The sequence below is a fragment of the Agriterribacter humi genome (assembly GCF_009192765.1).
Lineage (GTDB): Bacteria > Bacteroidota > Bacteroidia > Chitinophagales > Chitinophagaceae > Agriterribacter > Agriterribacter humi.
The window spans coordinates 111,678-131,287 of sequence record NZ_VOHQ01000002.1 but is presented as its reverse complement, the minus strand read 5'-3'; the positions used below and the strand labels follow the sequence as shown (position 1 = coordinate 131,287).

At 44.6% G+C, this 19,610-nt stretch carries 10 protein-coding genes; all 10 read right to left on the bottom strand.

The window, feature by feature from the left end:
* Positions 1 to 148 precede the first annotated feature (148 nt).
* Complete coding sequence (locus FRX45_RS03720; protein WP_152267066.1) at positions 149 to 3,277, bottom strand: DUF5107 domain-containing protein; 3,129 nt, start codon at positions 3,275 to 3,277, stop codon at positions 149 to 151.
* A 52-nt stretch (positions 3,278 to 3,329) separates the two neighbouring features.
* Positions 3,330 to 6,260, bottom strand: a complete 2,931-nt coding sequence (locus tag FRX45_RS03715; protein ID WP_152267065.1) for a glycoside hydrolase domain-containing protein — start codon at positions 6,258 to 6,260, stop codon at positions 3,330 to 3,332.
* A 163-nt stretch (positions 6,261 to 6,423) separates the two neighbouring features.
* Positions 6,424 to 8,874 (bottom strand): DUF6259 domain-containing protein, encoded by a 2,451-nt coding sequence (locus FRX45_RS03710; protein WP_152267064.1) that lies wholly within the window; start codon positions 8,872 to 8,874, stop codon positions 6,424 to 6,426.
* 137 nt (positions 8,875 to 9,011) lie between these two features.
* Positions 9,012 to 10,325, bottom strand: a complete 1,314-nt coding sequence (locus FRX45_RS03705; RefSeq protein WP_152267063.1) for a fibrobacter succinogenes major paralogous domain-containing protein — start codon at positions 10,323 to 10,325, stop codon at positions 9,012 to 9,014.
* A gap of 47 nt (positions 10,326 to 10,372) precedes the next feature.
* Complete coding sequence (locus tag FRX45_RS03700) at positions 10,373 to 11,521, bottom strand: formylglycine-generating enzyme family protein (RefSeq protein WP_152267062.1); 1,149 nt, start codon at positions 11,519 to 11,521, stop codon at positions 10,373 to 10,375.
* A 76-nt stretch (positions 11,522 to 11,597) separates the two neighbouring features.
* Entirely contained in the window at positions 11,598 to 13,217 is a 1,620-nt protein-coding gene (locus FRX45_RS03695; RefSeq protein WP_193311572.1) for a RagB/SusD family nutrient uptake outer membrane protein, read from the bottom strand.
* A 13-nt stretch (positions 13,218 to 13,230) separates the two neighbouring features.
* Positions 13,231 to 16,581 (bottom strand): TonB-dependent receptor, encoded by a 3,351-nt coding sequence (locus FRX45_RS03690; RefSeq protein WP_193311571.1) that lies wholly within the window; start codon positions 16,579 to 16,581, stop codon positions 13,231 to 13,233.
* Positions 16,582 to 16,775: 194 nt separating this feature from the next.
* Positions 16,776 to 17,963, bottom strand: coding sequence for a FecR domain-containing protein (locus FRX45_RS03685; RefSeq protein ID WP_152267059.1), 1,188 nt, complete (start codon positions 17,961 to 17,963; stop codon positions 16,776 to 16,778).
* Between the two features lie 78 nt (positions 17,964 to 18,041).
* Positions 18,042 to 18,647: an RNA polymerase sigma factor gene (locus FRX45_RS03680; protein ID WP_152267058.1), complete on the bottom strand. Its 606-nt coding sequence runs from the start codon at positions 18,645 to 18,647 to the stop codon at positions 18,042 to 18,044.
* A gap of 290 nt (positions 18,648 to 18,937) precedes the next feature.
* Positions 18,938 to 19,468 (bottom strand): dihydrofolate reductase family protein, encoded by a 531-nt coding sequence (locus FRX45_RS03675; RefSeq protein WP_152267057.1) that lies wholly within the window; start codon positions 19,466 to 19,468, stop codon positions 18,938 to 18,940.
* Positions 19,469 to 19,610 lie beyond the last annotated feature (142 nt).

Genomic DNA, 19,610 nt, shown 5'->3' with positions numbered 1-19,610 from the left:
AGTGCGATCAGGATTCACCTTTAATAAATCTAATTTGACTATTTATAAAGTTAGGATACAGGCAGTTCAGGCTGTGGTACAATCATTTATGTAACTCCTTCTCCTGGTGTAGCATTTTAAGCAAAGTTTTGCAATAACTTTGTTTTAATTATTCAATTTTTGATGCAATAGCTTCAAGAACCCTTATATCAGCATCTTTTTCATGAACCGACAGTTCCGGAAAAGCCTGTGCGGTGTACATATTAAAACTCCATCGTATAATTTTTTGTGAAGGATGTTTTTTCAATTGGCTTGTCAAAAATTCCAGGCCGCTACCTGTTCCAAGTCCACTCTTATCCATTGCCCAGGCTTTTACCAGCAGACTGCTGTTTTTTATTTTATATGTCGCCGGACGCTGAACAATGGTCTGGATGATTTTTTCCGATGCCGCCTTTTTCCCCAATGCCTCATAACAGATCACTTCGAGAAAATCGGGTACCAACTGATCCATATCCTGTTCATATGGTTTGCCTGATCCAAGCTGTGTGGGCCATGCTTTCGATTGTTTAAGAAAACCCAGCGCTTTTACATATTTTTTTTGATGGAGTGCCTGAACGCCCTGCATCAGTTTTGCTTCGCGATAAAGCTCATGTCCTTCTGTAGCGCCTTCAAAGGGAATGATATACAATCCGGCCAACACCTTATCCGCTTTGGTATACTGCTGGTTGAGCAGGAGTGTTTTCGCATACAGCATGCCCATTTTATAATCGGAAGCATGTTTTTTATAATATGCTTCACAAGCATCCAATGCCTCGTTATACCGTTGCTGCCCGATAAAAAATTCAGTAAGGAGTTTATGGTATCTCCAGTTGGATGGATCAAGGCTTATCGCCTTGTTGAGATGATTCAGTGTGACCGGGGCATCGTGCGGAGTGGTGTTCATCCTGGTAATATAAAACGGGGCATAATCAGGTGCTGTACCACAGGCATGCAACAGCTCGCCTGCGTCATTGATCCTGTTATGGCTTCTGTAAATAAGTGCCAGGTAATATTTGATTCTCCAGGAATGGCTTTCGTGGGTAAGCTGTTCCAAAATGCATGCAGTTTCATGGCGGAACGGAAAGATGAATGCGGGTGAAAGCTTTTCTGCTTTTTCGATCCAGGGGGTATATGGTCTTTGGCTTTGATGGTATATCCAGGCCAACCAGTACATCGCTTCGGGATGACCGGATATTCTGGTCAACAACTGTTCTGCCTCCTTTGTGCAACCTCTGTTATAATAGGCTATCGCAAGCTCAAGCATTGTTTCGGAAGGCATCTCATTCCGGATAAGCATACTGAAGTAGGTATAAGGATACTTTATGCTATCCGATAAATATCTTTCAAACCGGGCAAAATGATTAAGCGGATCGTTCTGTAACAATTCGCCCAGCAAGGCTGATGCCTGCTGCATGGAATGCTGGTGCCTGAAGGCGATGGCTTTGATTTCGTGAGCTGTATTGTTTTTTGCATTGTATGCAAGCGCCTTATCGGCGTATGCCACAGCTTCCGCATATTGTTTATTCCTGAGCTGTATTTTCGCCAGTTCCGTATAAGCAGCTCCCCGGAATTCCGTTGACTGCGTTGCCATACTGAACGCATCCAACGCATCGCCATTCTTGCGAAGTGAAAGGCTGGCCAATCCAAAATAATAGTTGGCAGCGCCATCGTATGTATCGATTGCCAGCGCGTGGCGGGCATACAAAGCAGCCGAATCATATAGCATAGACTCCAGCTTCAGCCATGCCATAGCGGTTAGGGAAGGAACATGAAAGCTGTCTTTTTGAAGTGCCAGCCTGAGGTAACGTTCCGCTTCGCCGTAAAATCTTTGTTGCAGCCTGTCGGTAGCAACCCGGTACAGATGATGCGCACTGTTATCTATACCCGCGGGAGCATATAAAGGACGCGTCAAAGTATCCTTCTCTTCTTTTTCATCATATACCATTTTATGCTTACCGATCTTAACCACTATATTTCCGCTGAGGTCAGGGCTTGAAATTGAGTCTGAAAAAAAATCCAGCGGCGCCAGGGATACAAACCGTCTGTACAGCGTTTTTCCGGCTGCTTCAACCTGGATGGAATCGGAGATGGCGGCAACGGGTGAAAAATACAGCGCGAGTTTACCGCTGTCTTTTTGAACATGCAGGGTACCGTATGGATTAGCCACAGAGATCCCTTTTGTTTGTAGCACGGGGAACCAGTATTCAGACCAGGTATCCATGCCATAAGGTGCAAAACCTGTTTGCTTAAAAGGGGTAAAGGAACTGGTTTCCACATTCTGATTAAACAGTCGCCCGGCCTGTACTTCCACATACTGCCCGTCATGATCAGATAAAATATTTTGCCAGATCATCCCCTGCTCAGACAATCCCCAGATAAATAATTTTTTTCCAGGCTTATCATCTTTGTGGGAATAATGCGCCATCCCGAAATTTTTGTCATGCCAGTAGCCACCAAAAAAATCAGCCTGTTTTCCCATCACATGATAGGACTTATATTCCCCGAAATCATTCTGTTCATAAAAAGACAATTGTTTTCCATTGCTTGTATTTATCGGCCAATTTCCCACTTCGCCTTCATGGCCGATATAATGATTTCCCGGTGCAATAAATTCCAGGTTACCTGCGGAAGGAATAGCTGCATTCATCCAGTGATAATAAGGCTGGGTGATAGAATTAGAATTATGCCAGAAAGACCGTGTGGTAAAATAGGCCTTACCAACGGGCAGGTTGATCTCTATTCTCCAGGTAGACCGGGTGATCAAATCAAGGGCGCCTACAAAACAGCTCACGCTTCCGTCCTCATTTTTTCGGGTGCTGTAGTCCACGGGTGTTGAACAGTTGGGCGTATGCCCGATGATGCCGTAATTAAATTCAATACCGCCACTGGTCCATGCACCACGCATAGCAATGTCACGGAACTTAACCACATGATTATAATATAAAAAAGGCTGGTTGGTTTTCTTTTCGATGGCGGTCCAGATCTTGCCCCCGATCTCCGGGAAAATCAGCACTTTGATAAATTGATTTTCCAGTTCCACGACCTTCCAGTTTTTAGGAACGGCTTCGTTGGTATACCCATCAAATCTATAATAAGGATACATATTGGGATAGGCTTCAACGGGAGATGCAATCGGATTAGGGTCAGAAAAAGGATACGTTGGCATGGACATCGTTTTCTCCGTAAGCTGCGACTGCTGCTGCGCGACAGATATGACTGAAAAAAAAACCAATGCACAAAAACTCATGACATACTTCATCGTATACAATTTTGAGGACTTGTTTGTAAGTAATAAAAAAGCAGGTAAGCGCTTATCGCTCAGAAACGATTAACAGGCAATCTCCTTTGGCATCTATTAAAATCGGTTCCCCTGGTTTATAGGTTCTCTTCACCTGGTAATCATCTATGGCAGGTGCTGTAATATTTACTTTCGCAGGATCTAAGCCCAGTACTTTCCAGTTCAGTTTTAAGTGTACCGTAGCCGGTTTATTTTCCCAACTACCCACTGCAATCAGCGTCTTCCCTTTTTTCACATATGCGGTGGCAACGATGTTTTTGTGATCTGTAGTAACTACGGGCGTTTTTTCCCAATAACCTCTCATCTGCGCTTCAGCAATGCCGAATTCATCCCAAAGTTTCCACATCGGAACAAACCCGCGATGGGTCATTCCAAAACTCATCCCTCTCCTGTTGTTTACACTCATGTGCATCAATACATCGTTGCCAATGCCAAATGGTATTCCGCTTACTTCGGTCAACCAGAAATCGGCCGGCATCAGGTCAAAATTAAATCCTTCGCCGAACCATGTTTTATCTATAAAAGGGAACATCTCCAGGTTCTGGTTCATAGAACCCAGGGAGAATGCGGTATTGGAATGCAGGTCAATCATGCAATCGGGTTTGGTAAGCTCCATTACCTTGCGCATTCTTTTGATGATATTGCGGTCAAAGGAAACATCGTCGAGATACAGCCCGTCAATATCCATGTTTTTTACCAGCCAGTTTAATCCTTCAATATAATAGTTATACCAGCGCGATTCACTGCCGTTCAGAATAGCGGCATCCACTACCCCATTACCCAGGTGCGTATACCATTGCGGTGAATAATCCGTTACGAGATGTTCCTGCAGCCACTGGTAACCACCACCGTCTCCACCGGACAATACTTCATTGCCCAGGCTGCGCAAGGCCCATATTTCGGTAAGATGATTGCTCAGCTCCCTGACCGTATAATATATTTTGACCTTCCATCCTTTTGCATGCCACTGCTCCGTAATGCCTTTCATTTCTTTTTGCGCGATGAATGGATAATTGATAAAAGGGTTGTATGGGTTGGCATGATGAATATTCATCACATTCCCTCCGTTTGCAATCACCTCGGGAGTAGGATACGGACTATGGAAATACCGTTCTGTAAACTGTTTTTTCATGTCCATTGCTTTTACTGGCGTAAGCAATACCGCAAACTCGTAATCAACGGATTGACCCGCGTTCATTTTTCTTGCTCCACTATATGCAGATGCGGTAACGGTTTGCTCATCACTGTCAATCCTGAAACCGCCATTCACGCCATTAAACCAACTGGCTGGCGGATTGGGCTGGTATAAATTCAGCAACGGGCCATGGTAGCGGCCACCCCTCAGTTCGCATTGGAGTCCGCCGCTTGTTTCGCCTATCCAGAAACTGTCTTCTGTTTTCAGCCAGCGGGAGATATGATTTTTGGGTGTAAAACCGCCCATTCTGCCCATACCTACCAGGTAGGTAGCAAATTTTTTTTTCATGGGAAAAGCGATACGGATATCCTGGATATGCACAGGGATCTTTGCCTGCACGCGGTATTTGTAGCTAAGCCTTCCATCGAACTCCATTTCTCCATTGCATTCAAGCAACAAGCTGTCATTTTCGATCCTGCTTTTCCATTTGATAATACCAGGCTTTTTTTCTGTAATAGAAAATTTTCCTGCCGGAAAAACCACTACCCTGTTGTTGATTTCCACAGCAAATTGCACGGGAGCAGCTAAAATACTTTTATCCGTGATATTGATTTGAGCGGGTAATCCATAGGAATCCAGCAACACGGATTTTCCTGTAGCTTCAATGCGGTTACCTGTTGCTTGCAGCGCCTTATAACGTAACGTTGGATTATCATTGATGCCCAGGGTGGAATTCAGCCACCGGAGCCTTGAATGCCGCCATGTTTCACCGTCGCCCCGGTCGGGCAGGGTTGAATCAGCAATACTGAGCTGCAGTTTTATCGTTTGTTCCTTCGCGTTATCAGCAGCCAAAGTAATCATACCCTGGTAATTACCCGGTGCTGCCCCTGCAGGAATATCTATCCCGATCCAGAGTGGCTGCACCTTTCCCTGTATAATATGTACTTTTTTGGTGAAGGGCTTCCCCTTCGTATCCACACCGGTGGTATTGAAGCAGGTAATTGCCGATAAAGGAATCGTGTTGCCTTTGGCATCTTTTAAATCGGAGAATACCGGTTTAATATTTTCAATGTTTTTACGTGCTGCGATTACGCCGAGTTGAAAAGCATAATATTCATTTTTCAGTGCATGCCCGGTGAAGGCTAGCGATGGTTGCTTTTCAATCCAGCGTAGGGGCAAGGCATCCGGCATTCGGATGGGATAAGTCCTGTCTTCTGCAAAAACAAGAAAATCTGCGGTGTTCCTGTGCAGAAAGCTATCTACTTCCTTGGCTGTGGCGGTGACTTCCATGGGGTAGAAACTATCAAAAGATGATCTCGCCTGTATTTGCTTAACGGTAGCTTCCTGTACATTATGGAAAGCGGAGGGATTGTCAGCCAATGCATGTTGCTGCGTCCATGAAGCAGCAGGTTTTTTTTCAGGATCAAGATAGTATCCTGGACTGTATTGCTTAAGTTCCGGTGTATAAGGAAGATAATAAAAGTAATATTCTCCCGCCTCTTTTACAGGACCAAAAACGAGCTCGCATCTTTCCTTATCAATATACACCCTGTGAATATTAGGCACTTCCGTTCCTGTTGCAGCAGATACGATCTGCATTTTTCTTGTTTCAGGATCCTTATCATGCCTTCTCCACAGGAAATTAATATGCACGGCATCCGCAGGCTCTTTGATGTTGATAACCGCCCGGTGATTTCCGAATTGTTCCGGCCAGGAAGCGGCAGGCACAGTATAGGTAATATCCTTGTTCTGGGCTTGTGTACTCCACATTACAAATAAGGCACAAACGAAGCAGGTAATTTTTTTCATGATAGTAATTGATGCATATGGAATACTCCGGGTTGAATGGATGAACATTTTCTCTATGGAAAGAAAATGTAAAGAAAGGAAGAGGAAATCCTCTCCCTTATTATAAATAGCCCCGAACCAAAGCATTTATATTGTTTTATAAGTATAATTAAAGATCACTGATTTATTCTACCTGGAACCATTGCCTGCGTGGCATGCAATGATTGTTTTGTACCTGTAAAAAATAATTATTGGGTTCAATACCAACAGGACTTTGAATATCAAAATAAACAGTATCTCCTTTTACTTTTCCTTTGCTCACCTCAAAGCCAGGTGCTTTTAATACAAGCGATGAAATATTTCTTTTTTCAGATAGCGGATTCCAGGGAGCGAAAAGTTTTACAGCCACCTGCATCCCTGATCCGGCACTTAGCTTCCGGTTCAGTTGTTCTATGACCGGCAGTGGCGGGCAGGAAACAGCAGGGAAAAATACCAACGACAATGGGTGATGCAGTTTTACGGATATACCTTTTTTACTGCGCGTTATGGGTATTGGTTTCATCTCAAGGGTCTGCACATTAAATTCAAAAGCATACTTAAATTTCTCAGGCAGTTCCGGAAGCATCACATCTATTTCGCCCGCGGACAGCGCACTGATATCATCATGCCCTCCTATTAAAAGCCAGTAATCTTTGTTCTTCCAAAGATGTCCCATCCATGCGGGGTCCTGCGCGGCGGTCGGATCCTGGTCGGTGATATCCGCTTTCACCAGCGTTTCTGCAAATGTTGGATACAATTCGTAAAAGGGTAAACGGATGCCGGGTCCGGAAGGATAATCATCGGGCCGTTCTGTTCCTTTATCGGTCCAGGCCCAGTTGAGCCGGTATGCTTCGGGCTTACCCATGATGGCACCTGTGATAGCAGCTTCTGCAGCGCCTGCATGGTAAGACATGGCCATGTACTGCGGCAGGGCCACTTTCATCGCATCAATTTCCTTACCGCTGCAGTCCATTACCAGGGCGCCGTTGGTATAAGTATGGAAATAGTCCATGAAAAATTCGGTGGAGATCACCATTTGTGGATTGATTTGATCTACCGCTTCCCGGATTCTTCTCAGGTATTCCCGCGTCCATACCTGGCTATCATACGGGCTGGCATGATGGTGCTCCTGGTTGAAGCAGGGCTTGAACGGAAAGCCGATTTCATCAAGTCGTATTTCATCAACGCCTGCCCTGGCAAGCATGGTACAGACCCGTATGATGTTATCCTGCCAGGGTTTATATCCCAGGCAGTTAAAAATGCCGAAGATCTCCGTTTCCTTTTCACCGCGGTAACCAAAATTGATTTCGCCTTCCTTATTATTAACGATCGCCCACTTTTTCCAGTCACCATCCTTAAACAACGGGCTGGTTGTTCTGATGCCATATCCGGCAACGTACATGGCTACTTTTCGGCCAAAGCGATGCACATTTTTTACACCTTCTTCAAAAGCTGATTTTCCACCAAGGTCTGAGCGGAAGTCAAGAAATCCTGAAGACATCCAGGGCCCATAGGTTTCCGGCCAAAGATTCACCCCTTCATTCCACATGGCCATTTCCAGGCAATCCGAATAACCACCCTGATATAAATGCAACAGATTACGGAAAGAAGTAAAACTATGGGGCTGTTGAGTTGATTTGTTCTTTTCTACAGCTTCCCGCGTAGGAATCCAGCTACTTCCCCGTATGGCAACTTCATTGGTATACCACCGGGGCACGGGTCTCGGTTTGAGATATTCATTGGCCCAACCCTGGTATACTTTCGCAGCAGTGCGCCAGTTGCCATTAAAAACAACCACGCGGGCGGTTGGCCATTGAAAGGAAAGACCAGGTTGTATCTCTTTGGTATCAAAGTATAAGGACTGCATCCCCCCACCCGGGAAACAGGTAAGGATTTTATTGCTGAAAGCAGTATCCATGGTTATAAATGCCAATCCCTCATCCAACGCAGGCTCATATACACATTGCCATTGCATGGAAACATCCCTGCCGTATACCCCCCCACTGTTTTTTTCCCATGCTTTAATGCCGGGATAACCCCTGTCCCACATATTCACGGCGAGATTTGTCGCGGCTGTATTTCCAAGACTGATGCCTGAGAAATAAGGTAAAGCTGAATATATGCGGCAGGACGCATCTGAACCATTGGTAACGGCCAGCGAGCAATCAAAATAATCCGCGGCATTGGAGAGCGTGATGGTAACCTTTACCTTAACAGCAAATGTTTTCGGGCGGATCTGTAAAATGAGCTCAGTAACATCCTTTTTTTTGTTCAGGGAAAAGTGCTCCAGGATACAACCGGAAGGATCCACAAGCACACCTCCGTCGCTTCCATTATGCGGTCCTGCTGAAAGATCCGGCATTTTACCTGCGTTGAGGTATAACCTGAACAGGTTTCCGCCTGCGGGATTTTTGATATAATTATCGCCGGTTTTTTTATTGATCAGTTTAGTCAACGCCCCGGTTGCTGGATCAAATGCCAATGCCAGTTGCCTGTTTTCCAGTTGAATATTTTTTTGTGCTTTTTCAACGGGGTGGCGTGCAGATGCAGGCAAAGAAATAGATAATAAACAAACGCAAATGATGATAAGGCGCATACAGGATAAAAGTGTTGTTTGAATCAATTGAAGTTTCTACCAGGTTCTCCGGATGAAATGTAACCGGATACCTGCCATAATACAGGCATCCGGTTAACAGGTAATACATTAATACATGCTAGTTGTTTATGGAAACCTTAATCTTTTACATACCTGGCCGACATACCGGCACACACAGGGTATCCATCAACGTTAGAATCCTGCCGGAAAATATTATTATCCCAGCCTGCCAGCATCCTGCGGAAAAAGGAGTCATAAGGATGACCCTCTTTAGCCGCCCAGTAGTGCGCCCATACGCCCAGCTCCTGGAAAGCCCCACCACACCATTGTTTACCGCCGGGCATTAAATTGAACGCCATATCATTGTTTGCTCCATCCCATCCCTTCAGCCTGCCACCACCGGCGGCTCTCCATTCCAATGCGTTAGCCGCTTCCGGAGTTAATGCTCCGTTTGAGGAGATGATTTCCAGTTTTTTCCATTCCTCATCGGTGGCCAAATGCCACCCTTCCGGCGCCAGGTCAGTAGCCTGCTGAAGATTATATAATGCGCCGTAGGTTTTATACTCCTGCGTGGCTTTCGCTTCCGGGATGCTGGATCCCATATATTCCTGTACCCATATCCCTGCGGCATTGCCTATATCAGGAAGATGCCGGAAGTTCTGTGTCATCCAGATCACACCACCATATTGTTTTACCGTATATACCTCACCGTCTCTTGCATCGGTAAAGGTTGGCGGAATAAATACAATGATCAACGGTTCGCTATAAGAAGTACCCAATGAATTCACGGCATAGGCAGTGATGTAATATTTCACAAATAATTCGAGCGATGGAATGGTATATGTAAAGCTACCCTGTGCTTCACCCAACAACATTTTGTTTGTATTGAGCAGCGGGTCTTCATGTGTTCCCCATATTAACCCCCGTTCGGTAACCAGGTCTCCACCCACAGCCGTTACTTCGCCTACAGCTATTACGGCAGTATCGCCGATGCTTTCATATTCCTGGTTGATGGTAACGGTTGGAGCCACCAGTTTGGAGGAACGGAAAGCAACAACTTCTCCATACGTGGTTCCTGCTGCATTAATGGCATAGGCTTTTACAAACAGCGCCGTATCCTTTACGAGGTTTTCTATTTTCTTTTTAAAGTCTCCTTTGGGATCCGATTCCGTTTTTGTACCCTGTTTAATAATAAGACTATCTGCCAGAGACATATTTACAGAGCCATCTGTATTTAACATCTCCGGGCTTTGATATATCCAGTAGAATCCGCGAGAAAGGACCTCCCCGCCGCCATCAGGTGCATCTGCTACGAGTTCCGCAGTGGAAGCCGTTACATTCACAGGATATTTGGTTTCAACGGCAGGCGTTACTGCCGGATTGTAATCCATTTTTTTTGTGCAGGCTGCGAACAGCATGACATGTATCAGAAGAAGGAATATTTTTTTCATAACAATGTAGAATGATTTGTGATGCTGAATGTTCAATTACGATGTTGTCAGTACCTTACCCGGAAACCAATATTAGCTTCCGTGGCATCGGGAGAAACGGAATACCGTTTGGTGCTGCTAAAAGCTTCCTCGGCAAAGGAACCTCCTCTCAGTACTTTATGCTCTCCTGAAGAAGGACCGGTAGGGTTATCAATGCCACTGTTTGCATAATAATCGGCGCCGTACCAGTCTTCGCACCACTCCCATACGTTGCCGGTCATATCATACACACCCAGTTCATTCGCCTGTTTTTGACCAACAGGGTGTAACTGATCGCCTGCATTGCTGTTGTACCATGCAACGTCAGCAGCATTATCGCTGCCTGCATAGATATATTTGTTGGTTAATAATCCACCCCTTGCCGCAAATTCCCAGCTCGCTTCACTTGGCAGCGTATAACCAAACAGGTTACAATATGCTTTTGCACCATACCACGATACTTCTACTGCGGGATAATCTTCAAATCCTGTTTTAGGACGAAACGCATTGTTATCATACACGATCAGCACATCCTCATCATCCATATCAATATATTCGAGGTTTCCTACGGCGCCTTCCGGGGAAATTTGTCCTGCGCTATCCAACTTGTTCAGGAATTTGCAATATTGGGTGTTGGTAACCTCATGTGTAGCAATAAAATAATTGGGAAGTGTTACTTCATGAACCGGTGTTTCGTCCGGCGCTCCAACAAGACTTCCCATGCTGAATGTTTGCCCGATGAGGAAACCCTCTACAAAAACACCACCGGCTGGTATGGGGGGAGTTCGGGCCAGTACCGGGTAACTGTATTGAACGCCATCGCCGTTAATAGCAAAAAAGCGTACATAATAAGCAGTGTCTGGCTGTAATCCCGTAACGCGTAAATTGATCAGACCAGTACCTCCTTCTGCGTGCATGGTATCAGCCTGAATAGTAGGGAACTGCACTACTTTGGAATCACCTGCACTGGTTTTCATTTCCCAGCAGGCGCCTCTTTGAATAATGGCGGAACTACCTTCCACATACACGCGGCCCTGGATATCAGCGAAGGTGGGCCCCACTGCTTTGAGTGTTGTTTTCGAAAGCTGGGGAAGGGCTGTGTCTTTTTTGCACGCCCCGTGCATCAGCGGCAGCACGACTGCCAGTATAAAATATAATAAACTATTTGGTTTGCGCATTATTGTAAACGTTTAATGATCCTGTTAACAGACCGGATGGTAAATGGTTTTAAGCTGACTGCAGGTAATAACACCCTTAATTATACCCGGGGTTCTGCACCATGTTATGGTTCGCATTGATTTCTTTCTGCGGTATGGGCCACAGATAATCTCTGTTGGCATTAAAAGAACGGTGATCAATGACCATCGGCTCATATTTCCAGTCGGGCGAAGTGCCTAATCCATCTCCGGGATAAGCCACCAGTTTTGTATTATCGTATCCCATTGCATCCACCATTACCTGTTCTGCTATTTTCCAACGACGGATATCTGCCCACCGCGTACCTTCAAAAGCCAGTTCAACCCTGCGTTCGTTGCGGATCACCTTTCGCATATCGTCTTTAGATAATCCCGGCATAGCATCCGACAAAGTCGTCATTCCAACCCTTCTTCTCAACTGGTCAATCACATCATAACAATCCTGTGGACCCTGGGCTTCATTCTGCGCTTCAGCATACGTAAGTAAAATTTCTCCATACCGCATAAAGCATTTGTTATGGCCTTCTTTTTCGATATTCATCAGGGTTCCGTCAAAGTGTTTCTTTGCCCGGAAACCGCTCTCATTAAGTAACCAGGAAGGGATGGTTACGGAGTCCTTGGAAATGGCAGGATCCGGCGTTTTTATAATATAATTTACGTATTTAGAACCGGGATAAAAGATGGAAGCATTTAATCTTGGATCCCTGTTCATATATGGATTTTCGGGATCATACCCTGAACCAGCCCGGTCAATGGGTAACCCGTTTTTCATATAGTAGGCATTCACAAACTGGAGCGTTGGTGCAAAAGCAGGATACACACCTATAGGATAATATATGAAAGAAGGCATGATATCAGGCGTATAATATACCTGCAGCATAATTTCCTGTCCTGTACTGTTTTCATTCTTCTCAAGGAACAATCCCTGGTAGTCGGGAAACAGGCTGTATACGCCCAGGTCAATCACGGCTTTGGCAGCAGCAGCAGCAGCTTCCCATTGCTCATTATAAAGCAATACCCGCGCTTTCAATCCCATGGCTGTTCCTTTGGCTATCCTTCCGCGGTCTTCATCTGCAGCATATTGCCTGGGCAGATCAGGGATCGCCTCTTCCAGGTCTTTTAGGATCTGTCCGATTACTTCTTCCTTGCTGTTACGGGTAGGAAAGCTGTTGCTCAGGTCGCCGGGTGTAAGGATCAGTGGCACCCCTCCGTAATACACAACCAGGTCATGGTAAAACCAGGCCCGGAGAAATTTAGCTTCTGCGATATACCTTTTCCTGTCAGCCGATTCAAACGTTGCTGCTGTCATGCCAGCCAGAAAAACATTGGCCCGGGAAATACCCTGGAAATCCAGGTCCCATTTCCACCTTGCCCAGGGACTGTTGCTGTTTCCCTGGCCTCTTGCCCATTCTGTAGTATTGTGCCAGGGCTGGGAATCATACACATCATCGGTCGTGGTCTCCAGTTGAAAAGGAAACATTTTTTGATTTTCATTGCTGGTTCCGATAAAGTCAAGACTGGTATACACACCATTCAATAATATCTTAGCCTGCGCATCATTGGTGAGGTAATTATCCGGTGAAATAAAATCCAGTGGCTTTTTTTCCAGGAAACTTTTACTGCAGGATAAACCGAACAGCAACTGGAAAGCTATAATGAGGTGAAACGTATATTTCATAAAAAGAAGCGCTTTAAAATTTAACATTCACTCCGCAGGAATATATTCTAACCTGGGGGTATTGAAGAGAATTAATGATCGTTGAAGGTTTTTCAGGATCGTAACCGAAACGCATTTTTGTCCAGGTAAAAGCGTTTTGCACATTGGCAAAAATTCTCAGTTTTGTATTGGCGGGATTGAGCCCCGTACGTCGTATAATATTGCCGGCCAACGTATACCCTATTTCTACATTCTTTAACCGGATATAGGAGGCATCTTCCATATAGTAAGCAGAGACAATATCATAGCGGGATGGATCTGAATACACACGCTGTATGGTTTTACTTGGATTTTCTTCCGTCCAGGAATCTTTATACCAGGCGCCGGTATTGGCAGCCCCCCCGTGGAAGGGTGAAGTAACAAATCCCTGGTTCAGTGAGTTAACCCCATATACACCCTGGAAAAATATTGTCAGATCAATTCCCTTCCAGTCGCCTGAAATGGTGGACGAAAAGGTCCAGTCAGGATAGGATCTGCCGATGATTACTTTATCATCTTCGTTAATCACACCGTCTCTTGACTCCGCAATACCATCGTGGTCGCGATCCACCGTAATCTGATCTTTGAATCTTATATCTCCCGGTGCAGGAACCAGTCCTACATAGGGATTGGTTGAATTGCCATCTTTATCAGTAAGGATCAGGTGTTTGTTGATCTCGTCCTGCGACTGGTAGATGCCTTCTGTTTCATACGCATACAATGAATTATAGGAACTTCCTTCTTTCCATACCAGGCTACCATTAATGATGGGACTTCTGCCGGCCAGATCTGTAACCCGGTTGGTAACACGTGAACCCATTACATTTACCCCAATGCCAACTTTTCCAATCCGGTCATTATATTTTAATGACATCTCTATCCCATGGTTTTTCATTTTACCGGCATTCTGGTAAGGAATAGTGGTAAGCCCCAGCGTACTGGACACGGGAATCTGCATCAGGATATCGTAGGTTTTCTTTATAAAATAGTCAACACTACCCCCCAGCTTTTTATCAAAGAGGCTGAAGTCTATACCGAGGTTTGTCATTTCAGCGGTTTCCCAGGAAGTACTCCTGTTAGCGAGCTTGGTAACAGCGCCTGCGGGGTAGAGCGTATTATTGAAATTATACAGGAGGTTAAGGCTGAGTTCATCGGAAGCAGCATAGGACTGACCGATACTTTCATTACCGAGCCTGCCCCAGGAAGCGCGGATCTTCAGATCAGACAACCAGTTCACACGATCCCGGAGAAAGGTTTCTTCAGACAACCGCCATCCTGCGGAAACGGAGGGGAAAAGCCCCCATTTATCCTGGAATCTTGAACTGCCGTCATTGCGGAGGTTTGTTTCAAAAAGATATTTTCCTTTATAATTGTAATTAAACCTTCCAAACTGTGAAAGCCAGGATAACCCGGAAGCGTCACTGTTGTTTTTTTGCGTAACAGGGTCGCCGAATCCGAACTGTGGAATATTGACCGATAAATTGGCCCTTGACATTTCATAGCCCTGGTTATCATATTCCCTGGCTTCCATTCCTGCCATGACGGAAAAATTATGCACACCCTGCAGGTTGAATGCATACGTAGCATAGGCGTTGAATATGGTGGTGAGAGATTCTGAACGCACATAAGATAAATTAGAGACACTTGGTGTAGGCAACACCACGGTTCCATCCGGGTTCAGTGATTGCAATTGTACGGAAGGCCGGAATATTTTCTGCTCATAAAAATTTTTATAGATGCCGTAAGAAGCATTCAGCTCAAGTCCTTTGAAAGGATTCAGTGTGATGACACCCCTCAGATTAAGCGGCCCGGCTTTAATGGTATTGATACCACCGGCTTCCTTAGCGCCATAGCCATATGCATAATTGCTGTAACCAACACCGGGTATCACCATTCTTACCGTGGGAGGAGCAACATAGGCAAAATAAAATGCCGAAGTCATCCCGTCAACCAGGTCGTTGATAGATTGCTCATGACCGGATGCGAGGATATTAATATGCAGTTTGTCGTTGAGAAAATGCGAAGATAAATTTGACCGGAAGGTCAGCTTCTTACTATTGTTACCGATCGCTACCCCATCCTGATCCAGGTAACCAACGGATGCGGAATACTGAAAGGCTTTTGATCCGCCGGATACCGATACATAATGATCATGCATACGTGCGGGACGGAGCAGGAAATCTCCCCAATCAAAATCCAAAGGATATACAACCGGATCTACATTGTTGCGGAAATTATCCATGTATTCGTCTGTATACCAGGAAGGGTTTCTCCCATTGATATTGTAATAGGCTTTTGCACTCAGGTCAAGATAATCCAGCCCCTTCAGTACTTCGGGCATGGAGGTTACTTTCTGAACGCCATAATAGCCTGTGTACTCTACGTTCATTTTATCCTGGCGGCCACGTTTGGTAGTGATCAGGATTACCCCGTTGGCTGCCCTGTTGCCGTAAATGGCGGAAGAAGAAGCATCTTTAAGAATTGAGACGGAAGCAATATCCTTTGGATTAACATCACTTAAGCTGCCTTCCATTCCGTCTATCATAACGAGCGGAGAAGTATTATTAAATGTTCCCACACCTCTAATGAGTATGCTCGCATTATCATGACCAGGCTGACCGGAATTCTGAGATATAAATGCACCAGCCACCTTACCCTGCAGGGCAATACTGGCGTTACTTAACGGCCTTGTGCCTATCCCTTCCACATCTATTGTTTCAACTGCTCCGGTGAGATTCACCTTTTTTTGTGTACCATATCCAACTACAACCACTTCATCCAGCCCTTTCAGTGAAGGTTTCAAACTGATATTGATGGTAGTTCTGTTATTAAGCGCTATTTCCTGCGACTGGTAATCCACCATACTGATCACCAATACGGCATTCCCGTCAATATTTTTCAGCATGAACATGCCTTTATCATCGGTATTGGCTCCTGTGCCTGTGCCTTTAACAATGATACTCGCTCCTTCAAGCGGTTCATTTTTCTCATTCGTTATCCTGCCGTTTACTTCAACCGGCGGCTCCATTACCGGCGGAGGTTCCGGACCACCCCGCAAGGGGGTGATAACGATAAGTTTGCCTATTATCTTATAGTTTAAATGCTGGTTTTTTAAACAGGCATCTAATACTTCAGGCAGCGAAGCATCTTTGATGTCTATATCAACGGCATTGGTTTTCCTGATGTCTTTTTGATCAATCAGGAAAGAATAACCTGTTTGATTTTTGATCTCATTGAATACTTTTTCCAGTGAGACGTTTTTCAGCGAAAGTGTAATGCTCTGCGTAAATCCAGTGGCACTCACCTGCATACAGGCGACAAATAATAGCAGCACCGTAATTCTCATAATTCGCAGTGTTTTGGTAAATCCGGCGCCCCAGTGAATATGGGTGCAGGAACAAAGAGCATTTAACATAACTTTGTTATGGTTTTGGTTAATAAATAAAGCAGTCGTCCACGACCTGTATTTAGAAGGTTAACCGAATCAAGCGCAGGGGAGTGATGCAAACACTTCCCTGTTTTCTTTCAGCAACCCGAAAATCATTTGCTCTCTATAGTCAGCTTTTGATTATCCAGTTGTCCCCTGATACCAAATTCATGCAGCGATTTAAGCAGATCAGACAAACTGACGTCCCTGCTTATAATACCTACAAACCTTTTATCGGTTATTTCCCCTTTATAGCTTACTTCTACATCATACCACCTCGAAACCTGCCGCATAATGGAGGTAAGGTCTGCTCCTTTTAAAGAAAAATAACCGTTTTTCCAGGCCATTACAGCTTCTGTATCGGCTTTATCTACCAGGGTTATTGATTGTGTAACAATTGCCTGCTGACCAGGTGTGAGCATACGTGATACCTTACCGGCACCTGTTTTTTCTACCTTTACACTTCCTTCCAGCAAGGTTATGCTTACACCCGACTCATCTTCATAGCTATTAACATTAAAGTGAGTGCCGAGTACCTCCACGGTTGTTTGACCGGTTTGCACCGTGAAAGGGGCTGAAGGGTTTTTAGCAACTTCAAAATAAACTTCTCCCTGAATGGTTACATTTCTTTTCGCTCCGGAAAATGCTGCAGGATAGGTTATGGAAGATGCCGCATTAAGCCAGATATGACTGCCATCAGAGAGCGTAAGCTGCATTGGTCTGCTACCTCTTGGGAGACTGATGGTATGGTAGCTGATTTCTTTTCCCTGTCCTTTATACACGATCTGGCCATCGGGCATTTTCACCACGTTTACATTCCCTTCTTTTGCGATTGATCCCGAACCGGCACTATCCAGGAAGATTTTAGCTCCTGAAGAAAGCGTAAGCACCGCCTTTGGTGATGCGGGTGGAGCAAGATCATGCTGTATTGTATTTTGCACCAGTTCCGTATTCCGGCCTTGCCTGATTTCCCGCATAATCCAAAGACTGCTAACGATGAGAATGCATGCTATTGCAGCGGCAACGATGTTTCTGCGTTTCCGGGAAGCCATCCGCACAACCTTTCCGCTGCCATCGGTCTTATTTTCAGCATTGAAAATTATTTCCAATACCTGGTCAGCAGCTACTTCATTCATCTTAAGCTCTTCTCCTGTTTCCCGAAATGCCTCATCCAGTAACCTTTTAAACTCCGGTTCATTCCGCGGATCCTGAAGCAATTGCTTCAGGGCAGCTTTTTCCTCAGCAGATGCTGTTTTTGCCAGTTTTTTTTTGAATAGATATGCCAGTGCTGATACAGCCATAACGATCGAATTAGTCCTTAAGTGCAAAGGGCGCTGTACTTAAAGACGCGTAAAAACTATGGAGGGGGTAAGAGAATTTTAAATATTGCAAAATCCCCATAAAATAAAGATAGCAAGGCTGATATCCGTCCTGGAAAGAATATAGGCCCGGATGCTTCGCATAGCATATTGGAGGTGCTTCTTCACAGTTTCAGGGGCGATCTGCATTTTTTCTGAGATATCCTTTTGCTTTAATCCTTCTTCTTTGCTGAGCAGGTATACCAGTCTTTGTTGAGGAGGCAACCTGCAAACGGCCTGTTCCAATACCTGCCGTAACTCCTTTTCATCCAGCCGGTCTGCATCTGCCTGGGATAAATCCCTAAATCCCGGATCAACATTTTCCGGCGTTAGCGTTTTCACATTATTGGCGCCACTTCTGAGAAAAGAATACACCATATTGCGTGCAATGATAAAAAGCCAGGAGTCAAACCGCTCTACCTCCTTTAGATGGCTGCGTTTAAGCCATACTTTCAGAAATACATCCTGAACGATTTCTTCTGCCGCCTGTTCCGATTCTATAAGTTTAAAGGCAACAGTAAAGATTTTGTTGCGATAATGGTGATAAATTTTTGTAAAAGCTTCCTCATCGCCTTTTGCCACCGCTAAAAGAACGGCTTTCTCATCATATGGTGATGGGTTATACATTCTTTCCCCTGAGTTTTAGAATTAAAAATAATCAAACAATAATAATTGATTAAGAATAAATTTCTATTGTTAAATATTAATAAGCATAATGAACCACAACAGGCATTGGACTATCGACATGGTCATGCTGATCATTTACCCAGGCTACAGCGCCTTGCGGTTAATTGCATTTAAAACCGGTACCATAGTGCATTGCAGCAGTATGAGGAGTGAATTTGGATTTGATTATAAAATGCGGAGGTACGATCAGGATTCGCCTTATAATAAATAAAAAAGGGCTTCGTGTCAATTCAGTCTTTCTCATACCAAAGCTGCACCAGCCCTGATGGAAATGTTACACTTTGGGTTAATTTCAACGCCTGCTCTGGTAGTTTATCTTTGAACAGCCTTATGCCATTACCCACTAAATGCGGTATTACAGAAATAATCATCTGGTCAATCAGCGAATGCTTCAGCAGTTCATACAGCAGCTCTCCTCCCCCATCGCAATAAATATTCTTCCCGTCTTTCTTTCTTATTTGCTCTATCAAATTCTTAATATCCCCGTTGTAATATTCTACATTTTCATCATGACCGGTTTTAGACCTGGACAACACATAACATTTTTTGTTTTTGTGCGGGAAATCAATACCGAAAGACAAAACCTTATCATATGTTTTTCTGCCCCAGATCAGCGTATCAACTGTTTGCTGAAAAGCAGCATAACCATAATCTTCCCCGGGCGTCTCCACAACCGAAAGGAAATCAATATTATCCTCATCTTTTGCAATATAGCCATCGAGGCTCATAGCGATATATAAGATTACCTTTCTGTAAGACATATAGTAAAATGAATTCCGAAACCTAATTTTTAAATTCGAAGAAAAAATAAGAACCAAAAAACAAAAACCAAATAAAACCTGCCCGCCGGGGCAGAGTCAAATTTCAAATCCGAAGCGGAATTCAATCTCAAATCCTAAATCA

What these genes read in the sequence shown, in the direction of transcription:
- FRX45_RS03720 (WP_152267066.1), bottom strand. Translation starts at nt 3,277, where the DNA reads ATGAAGTATGTCATGAGTTTTTGTGCATTGGTTTTTTTTTCAGTCATA.
- FRX45_RS03715 (WP_152267065.1), bottom strand. Translation starts at nt 6,260, where the DNA reads ATGAAAAAAATTACCTGCTTCGTTTGTGCCTTATTTGTAATGTGGAGT.
- FRX45_RS03710 (WP_152267064.1), bottom strand. Translation starts at nt 8,874, where the DNA reads ATGCGCCTTATCATCATTTGCGTTTGTTTATTATCTATTTCTTTGCCT.
- FRX45_RS03705 (WP_152267063.1), bottom strand. Translation starts at nt 10,325, where the DNA reads ATGAAAAAAATATTCCTTCTTCTGATACATGTCATGCTGTTCGCAGCC.
- FRX45_RS03700 (WP_152267062.1), bottom strand. Translation starts at nt 11,521, where the DNA reads ATGCGCAAACCAAATAGTTTATTATATTTTATACTGGCAGTCGTGCTG.
- FRX45_RS03695 (WP_193311572.1), bottom strand. Translation starts at nt 13,217, where the DNA reads ATGAAATATACGTTTCACCTCATTATAGCTTTCCAGTTGCTGTTCGGT.
- FRX45_RS03690 (WP_193311571.1), bottom strand. Translation starts at nt 16,581, where the DNA reads ATGAGAATTACGGTGCTGCTATTATTTGTCGCCTGTATGCAGGTGAGT.
- FRX45_RS03685 (WP_152267059.1), bottom strand. Translation starts at nt 17,963, where the DNA reads ATGGCTGTATCAGCACTGGCATATCTATTCAAAAAAAAACTGGCAAAA.
- FRX45_RS03680 (WP_152267058.1), bottom strand. Translation starts at nt 18,647, where the DNA reads ATGTATAACCCATCACCATATGATGAGAAAGCCGTTCTTTTAGCGGTG.
- FRX45_RS03675 (WP_152267057.1), bottom strand. Translation starts at nt 19,468, where the DNA reads ATGTCTTACAGAAAGGTAATCTTATATATCGCTATGAGCCTCGATGGC.